The sequence below is a fragment of the Brevibacillus humidisoli genome, assembly GCF_020923435.1.
In the GTDB taxonomy this organism is placed as follows: Bacteria; Bacillota; Bacilli; order Brevibacillales; family Brevibacillaceae; genus Brevibacillus_E; species Brevibacillus_E humidisoli.
This window is the reverse complement of record NZ_CP087263.1, coordinates 4,712,336-4,727,880: the sequence shown is the minus strand read 5'-3', so window position 1 is coordinate 4,727,880 and position 15,545 is coordinate 4,712,336. Positions and strand designations below refer to the sequence as shown.

General features: G+C 53.3%; 16 protein-coding genes. 4 read left to right on the top strand and 12 right to left on the bottom strand.

What is annotated here, in order from left to right:
• The first annotated feature begins 98 nt into the window (after positions 1 to 98).
• Positions 99 to 1,049 carry a magnesium/cobalt transporter CorA gene (gene corA, locus LOK74_RS23095; RefSeq protein ID WP_230044347.1) on the top strand — a complete coding sequence of 317 codons (951 nt, stop codon included), beginning with the start codon at positions 99 to 101 and terminating at the stop codon, positions 1,047 to 1,049.
• Positions 1,050 to 1,150: 101 nt separating this feature from the next.
• Here the strand turns inward: corA and LOK74_RS23090 are convergent, their stop codons facing one another.
• Genes LOK74_RS23090 through LOK74_RS23080 form a run of 3 tightly spaced genes read right to left on the bottom strand, consistent with a single transcriptional unit; the run spans position 1,151 to position 2,516 of the window.
• Positions 1,151 to 1,417, bottom strand: coding sequence for a GNAT family N-acetyltransferase (locus LOK74_RS23090; RefSeq protein WP_230044346.1), 267 nt, complete (start codon positions 1,415 to 1,417; stop codon positions 1,151 to 1,153).
• A gap of 58 nt (positions 1,418 to 1,475) precedes the next feature.
• The gene (locus tag LOK74_RS23085; protein WP_230044345.1) at positions 1,476 to 2,036 is read right to left on the bottom strand and encodes a glycerol-3-phosphate responsive antiterminator; all 561 of its coding nucleotides are present in this window, start codon (positions 2,034 to 2,036) and stop codon (positions 1,476 to 1,478) included.
• Between the two features lie 21 nt (positions 2,037 to 2,057).
• Entirely contained in the window at positions 2,058 to 2,516 is a 459-nt protein-coding gene (locus LOK74_RS23080) for a cupin domain-containing protein (protein ID WP_230044344.1), read from the bottom strand.
• A 119-nt stretch (positions 2,517 to 2,635) separates the two neighbouring features.
• Between LOK74_RS23080 and LOK74_RS23075 the strand changes: the two genes are divergently transcribed.
• From LOK74_RS23075 to LOK74_RS23065, 3 genes are all read left to right on the top strand, one after another.
• Positions 2,636 to 2,911, top strand: a complete 276-nt coding sequence (locus LOK74_RS23075; RefSeq protein WP_230044343.1) for a hypothetical protein — start codon at positions 2,636 to 2,638, stop codon at positions 2,909 to 2,911.
• Positions 2,912 to 3,152: 241 nt separating this feature from the next.
• A complete protein-coding gene (locus tag LOK74_RS23070) occupies positions 3,153 to 3,440 on the top strand; it encodes a hypothetical protein (RefSeq protein WP_230044342.1) in 288 nt (95 codons plus the stop codon).
• A 479-nt stretch (positions 3,441 to 3,919) separates the two neighbouring features.
• Positions 3,920 to 5,869, top strand: coding sequence for a heavy metal translocating P-type ATPase (locus LOK74_RS23065; RefSeq protein WP_230044341.1), 1,950 nt, complete (start codon positions 3,920 to 3,922; stop codon positions 5,867 to 5,869).
• A 69-nt stretch (positions 5,870 to 5,938) separates the two neighbouring features.
• Here the strand turns inward: LOK74_RS23065 and LOK74_RS23060 are convergent, their stop codons facing one another.
• The 9 genes from LOK74_RS23060 to LOK74_RS23020 all read right to left on the bottom strand — a co-directional run bounded on the left by LOK74_RS23060 (position 5,939) and on the right by LOK74_RS23020 (position 15,543).
• Positions 5,939 to 6,898 (bottom strand): DMT family transporter, encoded by a 960-nt coding sequence (locus LOK74_RS23060; RefSeq protein ID WP_230044340.1) that lies wholly within the window; start codon positions 6,896 to 6,898, stop codon positions 5,939 to 5,941.
• Positions 6,899 to 6,991: 93 nt separating this feature from the next.
• A complete protein-coding gene (locus LOK74_RS23055) occupies positions 6,992 to 8,278 on the bottom strand; it encodes an MFS transporter (RefSeq protein WP_230044339.1) in 1,287 nt (428 codons plus the stop codon).
• 79 nt (positions 8,279 to 8,357) lie between these two features.
• Complete coding sequence (locus LOK74_RS23050) at positions 8,358 to 8,822, bottom strand: MarR family winged helix-turn-helix transcriptional regulator (RefSeq protein WP_230047104.1); 465 nt, start codon at positions 8,820 to 8,822, stop codon at positions 8,358 to 8,360.
• 41 nt (positions 8,823 to 8,863) lie between these two features.
• On the bottom strand, positions 8,864 to 9,877 hold the full coding sequence (locus LOK74_RS23045) for an ABC transporter ATP-binding protein (RefSeq protein ID WP_230044338.1): 1,014 nt from the start codon (positions 9,875 to 9,877) through the stop codon (positions 8,864 to 8,866).
• Positions 9,874 to 10,848, bottom strand: a complete 975-nt coding sequence (locus LOK74_RS23040; protein ID WP_230044337.1) for an ABC transporter ATP-binding protein — start codon at positions 10,846 to 10,848, stop codon at positions 9,874 to 9,876. The genes LOK74_RS23045 and LOK74_RS23040 overlap by 4 nt, the downstream gene beginning before the upstream one ends.
• 3 nt (positions 10,849 to 10,851) lie before the next feature.
• Positions 10,852 to 12,102, bottom strand: coding sequence for a serine hydrolase domain-containing protein (locus tag LOK74_RS23035; RefSeq protein ID WP_230047103.1), 1,251 nt, complete (start codon positions 12,100 to 12,102; stop codon positions 10,852 to 10,854).
• A gap of 25 nt (positions 12,103 to 12,127) precedes the next feature.
• Positions 12,128 to 12,961, bottom strand: coding sequence for an ABC transporter permease (locus LOK74_RS23030; protein ID WP_230044336.1), 834 nt, complete (start codon positions 12,959 to 12,961; stop codon positions 12,128 to 12,130).
• A 14-nt stretch (positions 12,962 to 12,975) separates the two neighbouring features.
• The gene (locus LOK74_RS23025; RefSeq protein ID WP_230044335.1) at positions 12,976 to 13,917 is read right to left on the bottom strand and encodes an ABC transporter permease; all 942 of its coding nucleotides are present in this window, start codon (positions 13,915 to 13,917) and stop codon (positions 12,976 to 12,978) included.
• Between the two features lie 69 nt (positions 13,918 to 13,986).
• Positions 13,987 to 15,543, bottom strand: a complete 1,557-nt coding sequence (locus tag LOK74_RS23020; RefSeq protein ID WP_230044334.1) for an ABC transporter substrate-binding protein — start codon at positions 15,541 to 15,543, stop codon at positions 13,987 to 13,989.
• Positions 15,544 to 15,545: the final 2 nt, after the last annotated feature.

Below are 15,545 nucleotides of genomic sequence, written 5' to 3'. Positions count from 1 at the left end.
TCTCCTGCTGCACGACCTTGACGCATTAGTGCGAATAACTACGAAGAAACGCTGCAACAATAACCTTGATTGGATTTGGCACGAGGGTGGTGCTCCTTTTGCTTCGTACCGTGGCTGTGACCAATGACCGGGAAGTGACAACTGATATTTCCATCTCGGACCTTATGACTTTAGATCTGAAGTGGTTTTGGGTTGATTTTGATTCCCCCACAGAAGAAGAGGCAAGACTGCTGGAAAGCCATTTCCACTTTCATCCCCTGGCGATTGAAGACTGTTTCCACTTGCTGCAGCGCCCCAAGCTGGACCATTATGATGATCATCATTTTTTCGTCCTGCACGCGATCAATCCAAAAACGCTGCAAGCCGAAGAGATTGATTTGTTTCTAGGCCCCAACTTCGTCGTTTCCTTTCATTTGAACCACTGTCCAGAGGTTGATGAGGCCTGGAATCAGATCATGGCGCATAAAACGTTGTCTGAGATTAGTCATATTTACGTTGCTTATACCATCATGGACAAGTTGGTCGACCATTATTTTCCCACCCTGTATCAAATAGAAGATCATTTAAATGAGATTGAAAGCAATATAAAGAACGAAACGGTTGAAAAGCTGATGGATACCATCTTTGATATCCGCTCCGATCTGCTTACGCTGCGAAAAACCGTTTTGCCGATGAGAGATCTTCTATACCGGGTGATCAATTCTGAAAAGATTGAAGGCCTCAAGGAACACTTGGTCTACTTCACCGACATCTACGATCATTTGTTGAAGCTGTCCGATATGATTGAATCGAATCGAGAGATGACGGCAGATATGCGTGACAGCTATATCTCGGTGAATGCCAACCGGATGAACAGCATCATGAAGACACTAACCGTTTTGTCGACGATATTTATTCCCTTGACGTTTATTGCCAGCATCTATGGGATGAACTTTGAGTACATGCCGGAGCTTGCCTGGCGTTGGGGGTACTATGGAGTGCTCTTGGTGATGCTGGCAGTTGGCGGCAGCATGGTATTCTGGTTGTGGAGCAAGGGTTGGTTTAAATAAATGCTTCTTGATATTTCTTGATGTTGATTTGAACCGTTATGCTCCTCCAGGCTATTTCATCATAAACCGTAATCGCTGATCTTCAACCTTTCTTCTCCAGATCATATGATCCATTCCATCGCCGGGCCATATTCAATTGTCCCTATGATTTCCCCGTTATGGAGGGCAACATAAAAAAATCTTTCTCTCCCATCCGTATCAAGATCTGCGAGGAGATTGTTCTTTTTTGCTTCGATTTCCTTCCTCCTATCATCAACCATATGAGATATACCTTCCTTGTCAAAGGTATCCGTAATGACTAACGTGAAGAAGCGATGCAACTCATCTACATCAACGGAACGAGGTCTCCTAACCTCCACTATGTTCAACAGTAAAACCTCCTCCTGAGCCACTTTACGCTTGCAATAAAAAAGGAAGAGCAGGAGACTACTGCCTGCTGTAATGCTTCCACAAATCCTTGTTGGATGTGGTGATCGCAGTCGCCCCAGCCTGCAGGGCCTGTTCCACATCATCCACCGTTCGAATCAGACCGCCCGCCAGCACCGGGATTCCCGTCTGTTGGCACACTTCGGCAATGATCCGCGGCATTAGCCCGGGCAGGACTTCAATAAAGTCGGGTTTGGTTTTTTCCAGCAGGGCATAACTTTTTTTCAGTGCATTGGAGTCGAGCAGAAAGATGCGTTGAATCGCCACGACACCCTTCTGTTTGGCCTTCAGGATCACACCTGTCTTGGTCGAGATGATCCCGTGGGGCCGAACGTCCTGGCATAAGTATTCCGTCGCGTACTCGTCGTTTTTGAGGCCTTGGATCAGATCGGCGTGCAAAAACATCTTTTTGTGATGCTTCCTGGCCAATTGATAGAGGTGCTTCAACTGTCCGACGTGAGTATCGAGAAAGACGCCGTTCTCGTATGAACTTTCAACGATGCTCTCCAAATCCTTGGCGTCTTTCGCTGCCGGCAGGATCACTTGTCCGTTGAAACTCATCTCACTCTGCCACTCCTTCGATCACGTATTGGGATCAGAGTCCCAGTCCTGTCTGGCACTGCCGCGATGGAACACAAGGCCTTGGTCTCGCAGATAGTAGACACCCTCATCCGGATAGTAAGCGACATCCCCTGATTCATTCGTTCCTACATCCAGAATCTCCAATACTTCCTGTCCGGTATTAATAAACTGATGGGCAATCTTGCGTCCAGCAGGTTTGGCCACAAAATCGCCTTTGCCTACCTGATACTCTGCATCGTTTAACCGCAGCGTGCCGGTACCGGCGAGGACCATAAAAAACTCCTCCTGCTTGGAGTGACTATGGTACTTTACGCTCTGAGCGCCAGGAGGGATGCGATCGATATGGACATAGATTTTCTCACTGCCGGCGGCCTGTCCCAGCAGCAGCGTGATGGCTCCTTTTCCGTATTCGCTTATGTGTTCGCCGGGCAGTTTGGCGATGTTTAAGATCTTCCCCAATTCTGTGTGCCTCCCTTCGGTTTCCTGTTCCTTGGCTACCTGATGCATAAAAGCTCTTACTCCAGGCAAGGCAATCAACGAAACCGATTTTCATAATTATTGCAAAAGGATCATGAACTGTGAACAGCTCTCAGTCTGTAGACAAAGCCTCGGCACAGGCGGAGAGTAGCTCTTTTCCGGAAGGAGCAACTTTTGCCAACCAACCGAGCGGAGCCAGTCCGAAGCGGGGGCTTTCGGGCGCAACCCTGAGATACCTCGTAGCGATGACCACTTTTGCGACCGCCCGCTTCGGACTGGCGCAGCGGACAGTCCCGCATCCTCGCAGGTTGGCAACGGCGCGACTGGAGGAAAAGAGCTACTCTCCCTCGCGCCGCTCCACTTTGTCTGCAATCTGATGAACTGTGAACAGTTCTCTAATTAGATATATGCTGCGAGAAACAGACCAGCACCATGAAGGTATGTATGCCGCCAGCAAACGGTTTGCAAGTCGCTGGAGCCGATACAACTATACCCATTTTTTGTATGATTATTTTTGAGCGGATATTGGTGTAACCTTCCTTTTTCTACAGATGAAATGGTGCGAAAAAGCAAGAAAAACGGAGAAACCATTAGTTTATTGAAGGAGGATATTCATACATGAAAAAAGTAACGATACTATTATTAACATTTGCTTTATTCCTGTGTGCAGCTTGCAGTCAGATCATGTCAAAAACAGCGGAAGTAGTAACGGTGATTGAGATTCGAGAAGAAAGTATTCTTGTTGAAAATAAAAATAAGGAGCAAAAGGAAATACCCATTCCCAAAATCGTTTCTGGCTTAATTGAGAAAGATAGAGACTATTTTATTGAATACGAGCACCTTAATGGTCAAGGAAAAAAGCTTGTATCAATCCAACCTATCAAGTCCTTTGATTACGAAGAATGAGAGTTGGATGGACTTTCTAGAAAGATTAAGAATGAGAAAGAAGCCCGAAGTGCCATTTTTGAGTAAACTGGGGCAAGTCCAAGGAAAGAACAAAGATACAGAGAAAACGACATACTAACGCCGACCACTGGCAAAAGAGAGCAAAAAAGGAGCGGCAAACAACATAGCAACCAACAAGAGAACCTCCACGATCTGGACAGACATCCATCGCACCCCGTTCATCAAGAATAATTATCATTATTGTATGCGATGATCATAGAAGCGGCAACTACCCACCGCTCCATTTTAAAAAAATGGCTTTTCTAACCTTTTCCTTCGCGGTATAATAAGAATAAATTTTGGGTCAAGGAAACATTTTTAGACAAAAGAAAAATGAAACTCATTATCAATACGACGATGCTGCTGTTCAACTGAACAGCAGCATCGGTGCTTTTTAGCAGGAAACGAATGATATTCACTATCAGAAAGGATGAACGATTATGATCGCATGGAACACAAGCTCCCCGATCGATACAGAAAAATCCCGGGATCAACAAGCAAGCAGCTTGCTTGCTCGCCTTCACCAGCATCAGGAAGGAGTGGCGGCGATGACGAGCGGAGCCTTTACGCTGGCCGCCTGGATGCTGGACCAGTTCCCTACGCTATCCATTGGACTTTATCTGCTCGGCTACATCATCGGCGGCTACCAGAAAGCAATCGAAGGGGCAGGTGCCCTGCTGAATGAACGGAAAATCGATGTCAATCTGTTGATGCTGCTTGCCGCGATTGGCGCGGCCAGCATCGGGTACTGGCTCGAAGGGGGGATCTTGATCTTTATCTTTGCCTTGAGCGGAGCGATGGAGAGCTACACGATGGCGCGCAGTTCCCGTGACATCGCATCGCTGATCGACCTCAAACCGGAAACAGCCCTGCTCTGGGAAAACGGGGTGGAGAAGCGTGTACCGGTCGATTCGCTCATCCCTGGCGCGATCGTCGTCGTCAAGCCAGGTGCCAGCATACCAGTAGACGGCATCATTCGCGAAGGGAGTTCGGCAGTAAATCAAGCCTCGATCACCGGAGAATCCCTCCCCGTGGAAAAGGCGGTCCAAGATGAAGTGTTTGCCGGCACGATCAACGGTCAAGGCGCTTTACTGGTGGAAGTGACCCGGACGAGTGAGGCCACACTGTTCGCCAAGATCGTCCAACTGGTTCATGACGCACAGAACGAGATGCCGCCTTCCCATCGCTTTCTGGAGCGATTTGAGGGGATCTACGCCAAAACGATCCTCATACTCACACTGCTGTTGATGCTCATCCCGCCTCTGCTGCTGGGTTGGGACTGGCAGCAGGCGCTGTACCGGTCGATGGTATTCCTGGTGGTTGCTTCTCCCTGTGCCCTGGTTGCCTCGATCATGCCGGCCGTATTGTCAGCCATTTCTACCAGCGCTCGGAAAGGACTTCTGTTCAAGGGGGGCGTGCATCTGGAAAACCTGGCAGGAGTGAAAGTGGTTGCCTTTGACAAAACCGGCACACTGACCAAAGGAACCCCGATCGTCACCCACCTGCTCCCGCTGCAGGGGTACAGTGAGCACGAGCTGCTGCAAATCGCCGCATCGATTGAACAGAGATCGGAGCACCCGCTTGCGCAGGCGATTGTAGGGAAGGCAGAAGAATACGGTCTGACACTGGAGCAGCCCAAACAGTTCCAAGCTTTGAGCGGATGGGGAGTGACAGCGGATCTGGCCGGGGAGACGTGGAAAGTGGGCAAAGCAGAATGGTTGGATCATTCTAGCATGTCTGAATCAGCTGTCAAAAGGGCTGCAGAGCGGGAGGCCCAGGGAGAGACGCTGGTCTATCTGCAGAACAGCGCCGGACTGGCCGGGATCATCGCCATCCGTGATACGCTGCGTCCGGATGCGCCTGCCGTGATCCGCGCATTGCAGCAGCTCGGCATCAAAGTGGTGATGCTGACCGGTGACAGACGTACCGCAGCCGAGGCGCTCGCCCGTGCTGCCGGTGTAGAGGAGGTATATGCCCAACTGCTGCCTGAACAAAAGTCGGACATGATCGAACAGTTGAAACAGCGTTACGGAAGCGTAGCGATGGTGGGTGACGGAGTAAACGATGCTCCCGCTTTGGCCAGGTCGACTGTCGGCATCGCGATGGGCGGCACCGGCAGTGAAGTCTCGCTTGACGTCGCCGATCTCGTGCTGATGAACGACGATCTGACCAGGCTGCCCGCCGCCATCTCGCTCGCCCGCAAAGCGAAGCGGATCATCAAGCAAAACATCTGTTTCTCCCTCACGGTCATCCTTTTGCTGGTATACGCCAACTTCGTCGGTGAGGTCACCCTCCCGTTGGGTGTCGTCGGTCATGAAGGGAGTACGATCCTGGTCATTCTCAACGGGTTGAGGCTGCTGCGGTCGCAGCAGCCAATCGCAACACGATGACGGGGCGTGACTGCTGCCGGTTAGTTGCAGGGAGATCGCAGCCTCACTTCTGCTTTTTTCCCTGCGGACTTATCCCGGCTGCCCGCCTGCTGCCCCAGCATTCACCTTGGATACGGTTTGCCGCTGTGGTGCCTGGCTGGTCAACAGGACACCGCCAATCACCAGAACCATCCCGATGAGCTGTGCCCAACTAACCGACTCCCCGTAAAATAAGGCGGCGGTCCACATCGCATTGATCGGTACCAGATTGATATAGGCACTCGCCTTACTGGCACCGATCCGGTGTACGCCCTCATTCCACAGTACAAAAGCGATAACAGTAGCAAACACACCGATGTACAGCAACTCACCGATCGACTGCCCCGACAAGCCCGGTACACGGCTCCAGCCGCCTTCAAACCAGGCACTCACGGCCAAAAGCAGTGTTCCGGCTATCGTTGTGACGGTAGTCGTAAGCAGCGGGGAAACGCCTCTCATCACGATCTTCCCGGCAATTCCATAGGCCACCCAGCTGGCCACGGCCCCAAACAGGAGGAGGTCCCCTTTGTTAAACGAAAAGTTGAGCAGGGTCTCCCAGGAACCTCCCGTAATGACGAGGAGAACGCCAGTCAGGGATAACAACACACCTAGTCCGAGGCGACCGCTCCAGGCTTCACCCAGAAAAAGAACGGCAATCAAAGTCATAAAAACCGGGTTGATGGCAACGACCAAGGCGCCATTGGTAGCCGACGTATAAGACAGACCCAGAAAGAAAAAGAAATTGTAAGCAAATACGCCGGTCAATGAAAGCACAAGCAGACCGATCCAGCGCCGCCTGATTACCTGCCAGTCCCAGCCGCGGACAGCGGTAAGCCAGATGGCAAGCAACACACTGGCGATCCCAAAGCGAATCGCCGCTGTCGTAAAGGGAGGAATCTCCGTCACGACGTGCTTTGACGCCCCAAAGGAACCGCCCCAAAAAAGCGGAACCAATAACAGTACCAGGTAAATCCCGCGGGTTGTTGTAGCTGTATTCCCTTCTCTCTCCATCAGACTGCTCCCCCACTCTTCTTTTTTTATGATAGAGCTATTTGCATCTGTTCCCTTTCCTGTCCGATTTGAGCCATTTCTTCCAACTTAGGCCTACTGCCCGATTTGACCCACCTTGGCAGCCGACTCCTTCAGCGTGGACTTTCCCCAACGCAAGGCCAGCAAGAGCAGTACCACCCCTGCAGATAAGTAGAGTGCTGTCGTGCCCCAAAGCGCTTCCACCAGATAGCCGGAAAACGGCCCAAGCGCTGCGCCCAAATCGATCGCCACCGTGTAGGCTGTGATCACCGCCACCTTGGAAGACTGGGAGGCGACATCAGACGCCAATGCGTCCATGACAGTCGTCAGAACGGTAGACGTTAGCTGTATCACCAGCAAGACAACCAGCCACCAGGCGAACGGCAGCTCGAGCGGAACGGCGGCAAACAGCAGTCCGGCAACAACCAGTGTGCCGACAAACAGCGGTCGGCGTCCCTTTGGCCCGTCTGACTTCCTCCCGAACCACGGGGCGAGGAACGGCTCCCATCCCCAGCGCAAAGCTTGCAGCACTCCCGCCACCGTGGCAGCCCCTATGACGATGCCGGCGACCTCCATCCCGTTCGGAATCCGCTGATCCATCAGATAGCTTACCGTAGCGGTAAAGACCCCCTGATACAACATCGCCAACAACAATCCAGTCAACAGTGTCCAGATGATAGGAGCATTTTTCCAGAGAGGCTGAGCTTTCGGGATTCCATACGCCTTTTCACCGCTGTTCTCACTGGTCGCCAGCTCTTCTGCCACCTGTGTGGGAGACTGGGATACTCTCTCAGCCGATACATGGCGGATCACAAAGGGCAGTGCCAGCAGTGTGACGATTCCAAACGAGATCGAGACGGAATCCGCTCCAAAGAGATCAGCCAGCAAGGCTCCCACCAGCATTCCCGCCAAACTTCCCAACCGGTACAAGCCATTATAGGTGCCCATGTGGCTCCCCCGATTTCGTTCGTCCGACATCTCCAAAATCAAAAAGTAAGCACCCAGCCGTAAAAACGACCAGGCCACTCCCCACACACAGCGCATCAAGAGCAGCAGCCAAAATCCATCGAGCAGTCCATACGAAGCGGTGGTTAACACGGCCAACAGCACAGCAACCCCGATTCCCTGCCGCATGCTGAGGCGCTGGTACAGCCAGCCAATAACAGGGTTGAGCGGCAAGCGGACGAGACGGTTTACGGACAGCAGAATCCCTACCTCCCACAGCGAAGACAGTCCAAACTCCTGCCAGTGCGTAGGCAGCACCACGTACAGCATCGAATCCCCCAACAGACAAGCGGCTGTGATCAGCGCAATCACCTTTACCTGCTGGGCTTTTTCTCTCTCTCTCATGATTTCCTCCATCCCCCGCCTCCCTGGCGAGTGCGACCCTGCGAAGGTCGACAATCTCTCTTTGCAGATAAACAAAAGACTCCCCCAGAAATTACATCGGAGGAGTGCAACAGTCAGGGCTGTTTTTCATTGCCTCGGACAGCATGAACAAGCTTTCCATCACCTGTTGGTGTTTTTCTTCCGGGATTTGACGGAAGAGATTGGAAAGGTACTCCGCCATCTGTTCAGCAATCGCCTCATATTGTTTGCTGCCTTGTTCTGTCAGCGAAAGCACGACATACCGCCTGTCCTTGGGATCTGGCGTGCGGCTGACCAAGTCCAGCTCAACGAGTGCCTGTACCTGACGACTGAGTGTACTTGTGTCCACACATAACGATTCCGCCAAATCATTTAACGAAATGTTTGGCTGTCTGTTCAGTTCGTACAGGATGTGGCTCTGCAGCACAGTGATCCCGCAGCACTGCGCGCCTTCCTTTTGCAGCAAACCAAAACGGCGAACCAGCTGTTGTAAAACTTCCCGTACGGAAACATATTGTGGTATCGGCCTCACGTTCATCACCTATACCGGTTTTACCACAAATTATTTTAAGAATGCAACTATTTTTGTTTGAGCGCAATATCAGCTCCTGTGATGTCCAGGTGACAGTGAATGACATGACCGTCTCCTACCTGTTTCAGCGGCGGGATCGTCGTCTTGCAAATGTCCATACAGGATGGACAGCGGGGGTGAAACGTACAGCCCGCCGGAGGATTGGCCGGACTGGGCAAGTCTCCCTCCAGAATGATCCGCTCCCGTGGGGCGTCAGGATCGGGTATGGGCACGGCTGAGAGGAGTGCTTTGGTATAGGGGTGGCTCGGGCTGCCGTACAAGCTCTTTTTGTCAGCCACTTCCACTACTTTCCCCAGATACATCACAGCCACCCGGTCTGATATGTGGCGGACCACGCTGAGATCGTGGGAGATAAACAAATACGTTAGCTGGAATTCCCGCTGCAGGTCCTGCATCAAGTTGAGGATCTGAGCCTGAATCGATACGTCCAGGGCGGAAACGGGCTCATCGGCGATAATCAGCTTGGGACGCAGGATCAGCGCACGGGCTATGCCGATCCGCTGCCGCTGTCCGCCGGAAAACTCATGTGGATACCGATCGAGATGGGATTTGGTCAAACCGACCACCTCTATCATCTCTTCCACCCGCTGGCGCCGCTCCGTCACGCTGCCGATCTCGTGCACGAGCAGCGGATCCGTCAAGATCTGCCGGATCGTCTTGCGCGGATTGAGCGAAGCGAACGGATCTTGAAAGACAAACTGCATGTCGCGGCGCATCTGACGAAGCTGCTCGTCATTGAGCTGGGCTACATCTTTTCCTTCAAATAAGATTTGTCCCTCTGTCGGTTCAATCAGCCGCAGAATACACCGCCCCGTCGTCGACTTGCCGCAGCCCGATTCGCCGACGATGCTGACCGTCTCCCCAGGATAGATGGTTATATCGACACCATCTACGGCACGCACAACTCCTTTTTTCCCCCAAAATCCACGCTTGTATGGAAAATGCTTCTTCAGGGCTTTTACTTCCAACAGAGGTTGTTGCCCGTTCAGTGATTGTGTCATGACCTCCCCTCCTCTGCATACAGCCAACAGCGGCATCTTTGCGTCTCGGCAACGCTGAGCAGGTCAGGAGCTTGTGTCCGGCAGATCTCCATCGCCTGTGAGCAGCGAGGCGCAAAACGACATCCCTCTGGCATCTCATGAAGCGACGGCACCGTCCCCGGAATCGACTCCAACCGCTCCCGATCCGACGTTACCTCTGGCATGGAGTTGATCAAACCAATCGTGTACGGATGCTTGGGAGCGCGGAACAAGGTACGCACGTCGGCCTCCTCCACGATCTGGCCGGCGTACATCACAATCACCCGCTCACACATCTCGGCGACGACCCCCAGATCGTGGGTAATCAACATGATCGCCGTTCCGTGCTGCTGCTTGAGCCGCTTCATCAGCTCCAAGATCTGCGCCTGAATGGTAACATCCAGCGCGGTCGTCGGCTCGTCCGCGATAATCACTTTGGGCTGACAAGCCATCGCGATCGCAATCATCACCCGCTGCCGCATTCCTCCCGAAAGCTGATGAGGGAACTCCGCGTAGATCTCCTCAGGGCGGGGAATCCCCACTTCCTTCAGCAGCTGAATCGCCCGGTTCTTTGCTTCCCGCTTGGACAGTTTGAGGTGCTTGATCAGGGGCTCGGAGATTTGCTTGCCGACGGTGTGGAGCGGATTGAGCGAAGTCATCGGCTCTTGGAAAATCATCGCCAGTTTATTGCCCCGCACCTGCTGCATCTGCCGCTCTGTCAGCGTCAGCAGGTCAAGATCGTCAAAGCGGACCTGACCATCAATCCGCGCATTTTTCCCCAACAGTCGCATCACAGACAAGCTGGTCACACTCTTGCCGCAACCGGACTCACCTACAACGCCTACTGTCTCCCCCGCCTCTAGGGCGATATTGACGCGATCAACCACGGTTATCTGTTTTTGCGACTGGGTAAAAGAAGTTGTCAAATCTTTGATTTCCAACAAGGGTGCCATGGTCTACTCCCCTCCTCGTTTCTCCGTTTCACAGCTCGGTCTGATTCCGGCAAAAACCGTATTGTGATGGGCCTTGCGCCACTTGACCATCTGATCGCTCACGACTGGGTGCACTCTGTTCGTCAAGGTAATCAGCGTCGCCCGACGGAGTGGATCGTGCCAGATAGAGGTGCCGGTAAAACCGGTATGGCCAAAGGCAGTCGACGATACCAGATCGCCACCGCTGCAGCCTGCCGCTGTCTGCTCGGGCGTACCGCCGGTGGCCGAGTACTCCCAGCCGACCGCCCGCATCGGGGTCAGCTGCCCGCTCTGACAGCGTGTGGCGAAATCGCGCAGCATCGGGTCGAGAAAACCGGCTGCATCCGGCTCCGACCAGATGCGCATATAACGATCCAGATCGCCAATGCTGGAGAACAGCCCGGCGTGCCCGCTCACTCCCGCCAATCCGTAGTGGGCGTTGCAGTCATGTACGGTGCCGCAGATCACACCTTCCCGCCAAACAAATCCTTCGTATCTATCGCAGACGGCGGCATAGAGTGGGCTCTCGCCATGTGTCGACTCGTTTTGCAGATAGTCTGCGACCATGTGAGACTCGTAGAGATTTCCTTCCTCCGTAGGCGCAATCGTGCTCGAACGCCCCTGCCAGGCATCCGCTGGAAGATAACTGGTCTGCCGCATTCCCAATGGTTCAAAGAGCAGTCTGCGCGCCACCTGATCCAACGATTCATCCCAGATTCGCTCAAGCAGAAAACCGAGCAGCATAAAACCCAGATCACTATAGACGACCTGCTGTCCTGGTGCTGCCTCCATCGCTTCCTCCGCAATCGCCCGCACATATGCCTCCCGTCCGCGATACGGGATGAAATAAGGGCGCCAGGCAGGCAATCCGGATGTGTGGGTCAGCAGGTGATAGATGGTCATCTGCCCTTTCCTCGTATGATCCCTGCCACCCCGCAGCTCGGGAATATAGTTGACTACTGGCTCAGTGAGCGACAGTCGTCCTGCCTGGACACTGAGCAGGATCAACGGCAGGGTGACGACAACTTTGGTCAGGGAAGCGAGATCATACACGGTATGTTCCTCGACAGGCACTCCCTTTCCCGCCGTTTCGGTCCTGCCTCTCGCCACCGTTATCGTCTCTTCGCGGTTGATGATGAGGCGGCAGACCCCGCCAGGGAAAACGCCCGCTGCAATCCCTCGTTCCAAACTCTGTGCCATCCGCTGTTCCAACTGCGTTTTCTCTTCCCTTCGCATGTTCAACACCGGCCTTCCCCTTTGGTTATTTGCTGCGGTGCCGCGGATCAAGCAGGTCACGGAGCGCATCGCCAAACAGGTTGAAGGCGAGAATCGTGACGGTCATCGCCACACACGGCCATACGATCATCCCTGGAGCCAGTTCCATGTACCTTCTTGCTTCCGAGATCATGCCTCCCCAGGACGGATCAGGCGGCTGGATGCCCAAGCCAAGAAAACTTAACCCTGACTCTGTCAAGATCGCTCCCGAGATAGCCAGTGAAGCTTGCACCAGCAGCGGAGCGCTCACGTTGGGGAAAATCTCTAGAAAGAGGATGCGACTGGTTCTTGCGCCGATCGCACGGGCACCCTCCACATATTCCAGGCTTTTGATCGATAATACCGCTCCCCGGACGATGCGGGTAAAGATCGGAATGTTGACGATGCCGATCGCCAGAATCGTATTAAACATACCCGGTCCCAAGGCGGCCACAATGGCCAGCGCCAGCAGGATTTCCGGGAAAGCAAACAGGACATCCATCACCCGCATGATCAAGGTGTCGATCCAACGGCCAAAGTACCCGGCCAACAGTCCGAATAGAGAGCCGAAGACCACGCTGATCGCAACCGAAGACACCCCGACGGTCAGCGAAACCTGTGCCCCATAAATAATACGACTCAGAAGATCGCGTCCAAACTGGTCTGTTCCCAATAAAAACTGATCTGAACTGCTCTCCAACCGGTGTTCCTGAAACATCTGTGTCGGATCGTAGGGCGATAGCACGGGAGCGAGGAAGGCCGCCAGTACGATGACATCGAGGACAATCAGACACACAACTGCGGTTTTGTTTTGGATAAAACGTTGTCTGAACGTATTCACGTGGACCCCCCCAACTAATACTTGATCCGTGGATCTACCCAGGTGTAAATGATGTCGACCAACAGGTTGATCAGGACGAAGACGAGCGCGATGAACAGGACGCCCCCTTGCACGACCGGATAGTCACGTTGATAGATGCCGTCGAGAATGTACTGCCCAAGGCCGGGAATGGAAAAGAGCTGTTCGACAATGACGGACCCACCCAGGAGGTAGCCTATCTGCATCCCTGCCAGCGTGATGATCGGAATCGCCGAATTGCGCAGGGCATGCCCGATCACCACTTTCCACTGGTTGTTCCCTTTGGCCCGGGCCGTGCGGATGAAATCTTTGTCCAGCGTCTCCAGAAATGCAGAGCGGGTCATCCGCATGATGCCTGCCGCCAACACAATGCCCATCGTCACAGCGGGCAGGACAAACACTTTGACCGCTTCTGCAGGATCGTCCCAGAAATGGACCACGTCAATCGGCGGAAACCAGCCGAAGTACAGCGACAAGATCAGCAGCAGCAGGCTGCCGATCGCAAAGTTTGGCACCGAGATTCCCAACATCGCGACTATTCGGACGATCACATCCAGCGGTGAATGCACCCTTACCGCTGAGAGGATTCCTACGGGAATCGCAATCGCCCAGCCGACCAATGTCGCAAACAGGGTGAGCTGCAGGGTGATCGTAAATCGCTTCAGAATCTCCGGCAGAATCGGCTCTCCCGTGTGCACAGACTGGCCGAAGTCACCGATCAGCAAGCCCCCCATCCAATCCAGGTACTGAGTGACCAGCGGTTTGTCCAAACCCATACTGGCCCGAAGTGCCTGGATTGCTTCCGGCGTCGCATTGGTTCCCAACATGATCGACGCCGGATCGCCCGGCACCAAGTGCAAAATCGTAAAGACGAGGATCGAAATGCCAAATATGATCGGAATAAGGCTGACCAGTCGTTGTATGATATATCGTCCCACTCTTACCCCTCCACAAATAGAAAGAGCCGGGGAGGCAGCATGCTCCCCGACCACCTTCCGATATCACCGTCAGTTCTTCTTGGATGTCTTCACCAGAGCGTAGACTTCACCAGCGGCTGTTGGTTCGAACCCTTCCACCTTATCGCTGACCGCATAGAATCTCTTAGGCGAAGCGAGGAAAAGGTTCGGTGCGTCTTCCACCAGCAGTTTTTGCGCTTCGTCGTACAGTTTTTTACGCTCTGCCTGATCGGTTGCTTCCAGTGCCTTCTGAACAAGCTCATCATATTGCGGGTTGGAGTAGTTCCAGACGTTCGCCGAACCTTCCGTATGGAAGAAGAAACGCATCGAGCGATCCGGGTCGATGCCGGATGTGTTTCGACCGACCAGCATCGTCATATCTTTCGATTTCCAGGTCTCGATGTAGTTCCCCCACTCCAACTGGCTGATTGTCGCTTTAATCCCGATCTGCTGCAGCTGCTGCTGGAGCATTTGTGCTGTTTCAACCATGTCCGGGTAGGTAGAGGCAGTCTCCAACACCGTCTCAAACCCATTCGGATATCCCGCTTCCTTGAGCAGCTCTTTTGCTTTCTCAATGTTTGTCTGGTAGCTTGGATAACTGCCGGTGTCCAGTGCCCATGCTGTTTGCGCCGGTGCAATCGGGCCGGTCAGGGCAGCTTCCCCTTTCCAGACAACCTCTGCGATTGCATTGCGGTCGACCGCGTAACTAATCGCCTGACGAACGCGCGGATCATCAAATGGTTTTTTGTTGACATTGATGCCAAGGTAGCTGTATTCCATCGATTGATAGCTTTTGACCGCTACACCCTTGGTATCTTTCAGCAGATTGGCAAAGTCGGCGGAAACCTGTGCGATGTCAATCCTGCCGGAACGAAGCGCGGCCAAACGCTCCGCTTCGTCTTTCATGATTTGGAACTTGATGGCATCAACGCCCGGTTCCCCCTCGATAAAATAGTCAGGATTTTTCTTCAACAGTACGTATTGTCCGGATTCAACCTTCTCCATCATAAACGGACCCGTACCAACGGCTTCCGTGTTCAGATCGCTTACTTCTTTCGGCACGATTGAAGCATATGCACTGGAGCTGTTGGCGAGAAAAGCCGAGTCGGGAGTTTTCAATTTAAACACGACGGTATGTGGATCTGGCACTTCAATCGTGTCGATGCTGGAGAAGTACGACTTGGCGATCGAACCGGTATCCGGATTGAGGATGCGCTCAAAGCTGTACTTGACATCCTCGGCCGTCATGTCTCGTCCATTATGGAACTTGACCCCTTCGTGCAGTTCAAATGTGATCGTCTTGCCGTCCTCCGAAAACGACCATTTCTTGGCCAGGCCCGGAATGACGTTCAGTTCGCTGTCCAATCTGGTCAGGCTGTCGTAAACCAGTGAGTAGATGCGCACACTGGAGGCAGCAGGCACCTTGTGCGGGTCGAAGCCTACCGGATCTTGTTCGGCACCGACGATCAACTCGGTCGGTCCGGCCGCTTCACTCGGTGAAGTCTGTCCGCCGTCCTGCGGTGTTTGGGCAGCCTCCTGACCGCCGCCCGAGCAGGCCGACAGCACCATGCCGAGTGCCAGCAAAATGGATAGGAATCTCTTTTTCATCA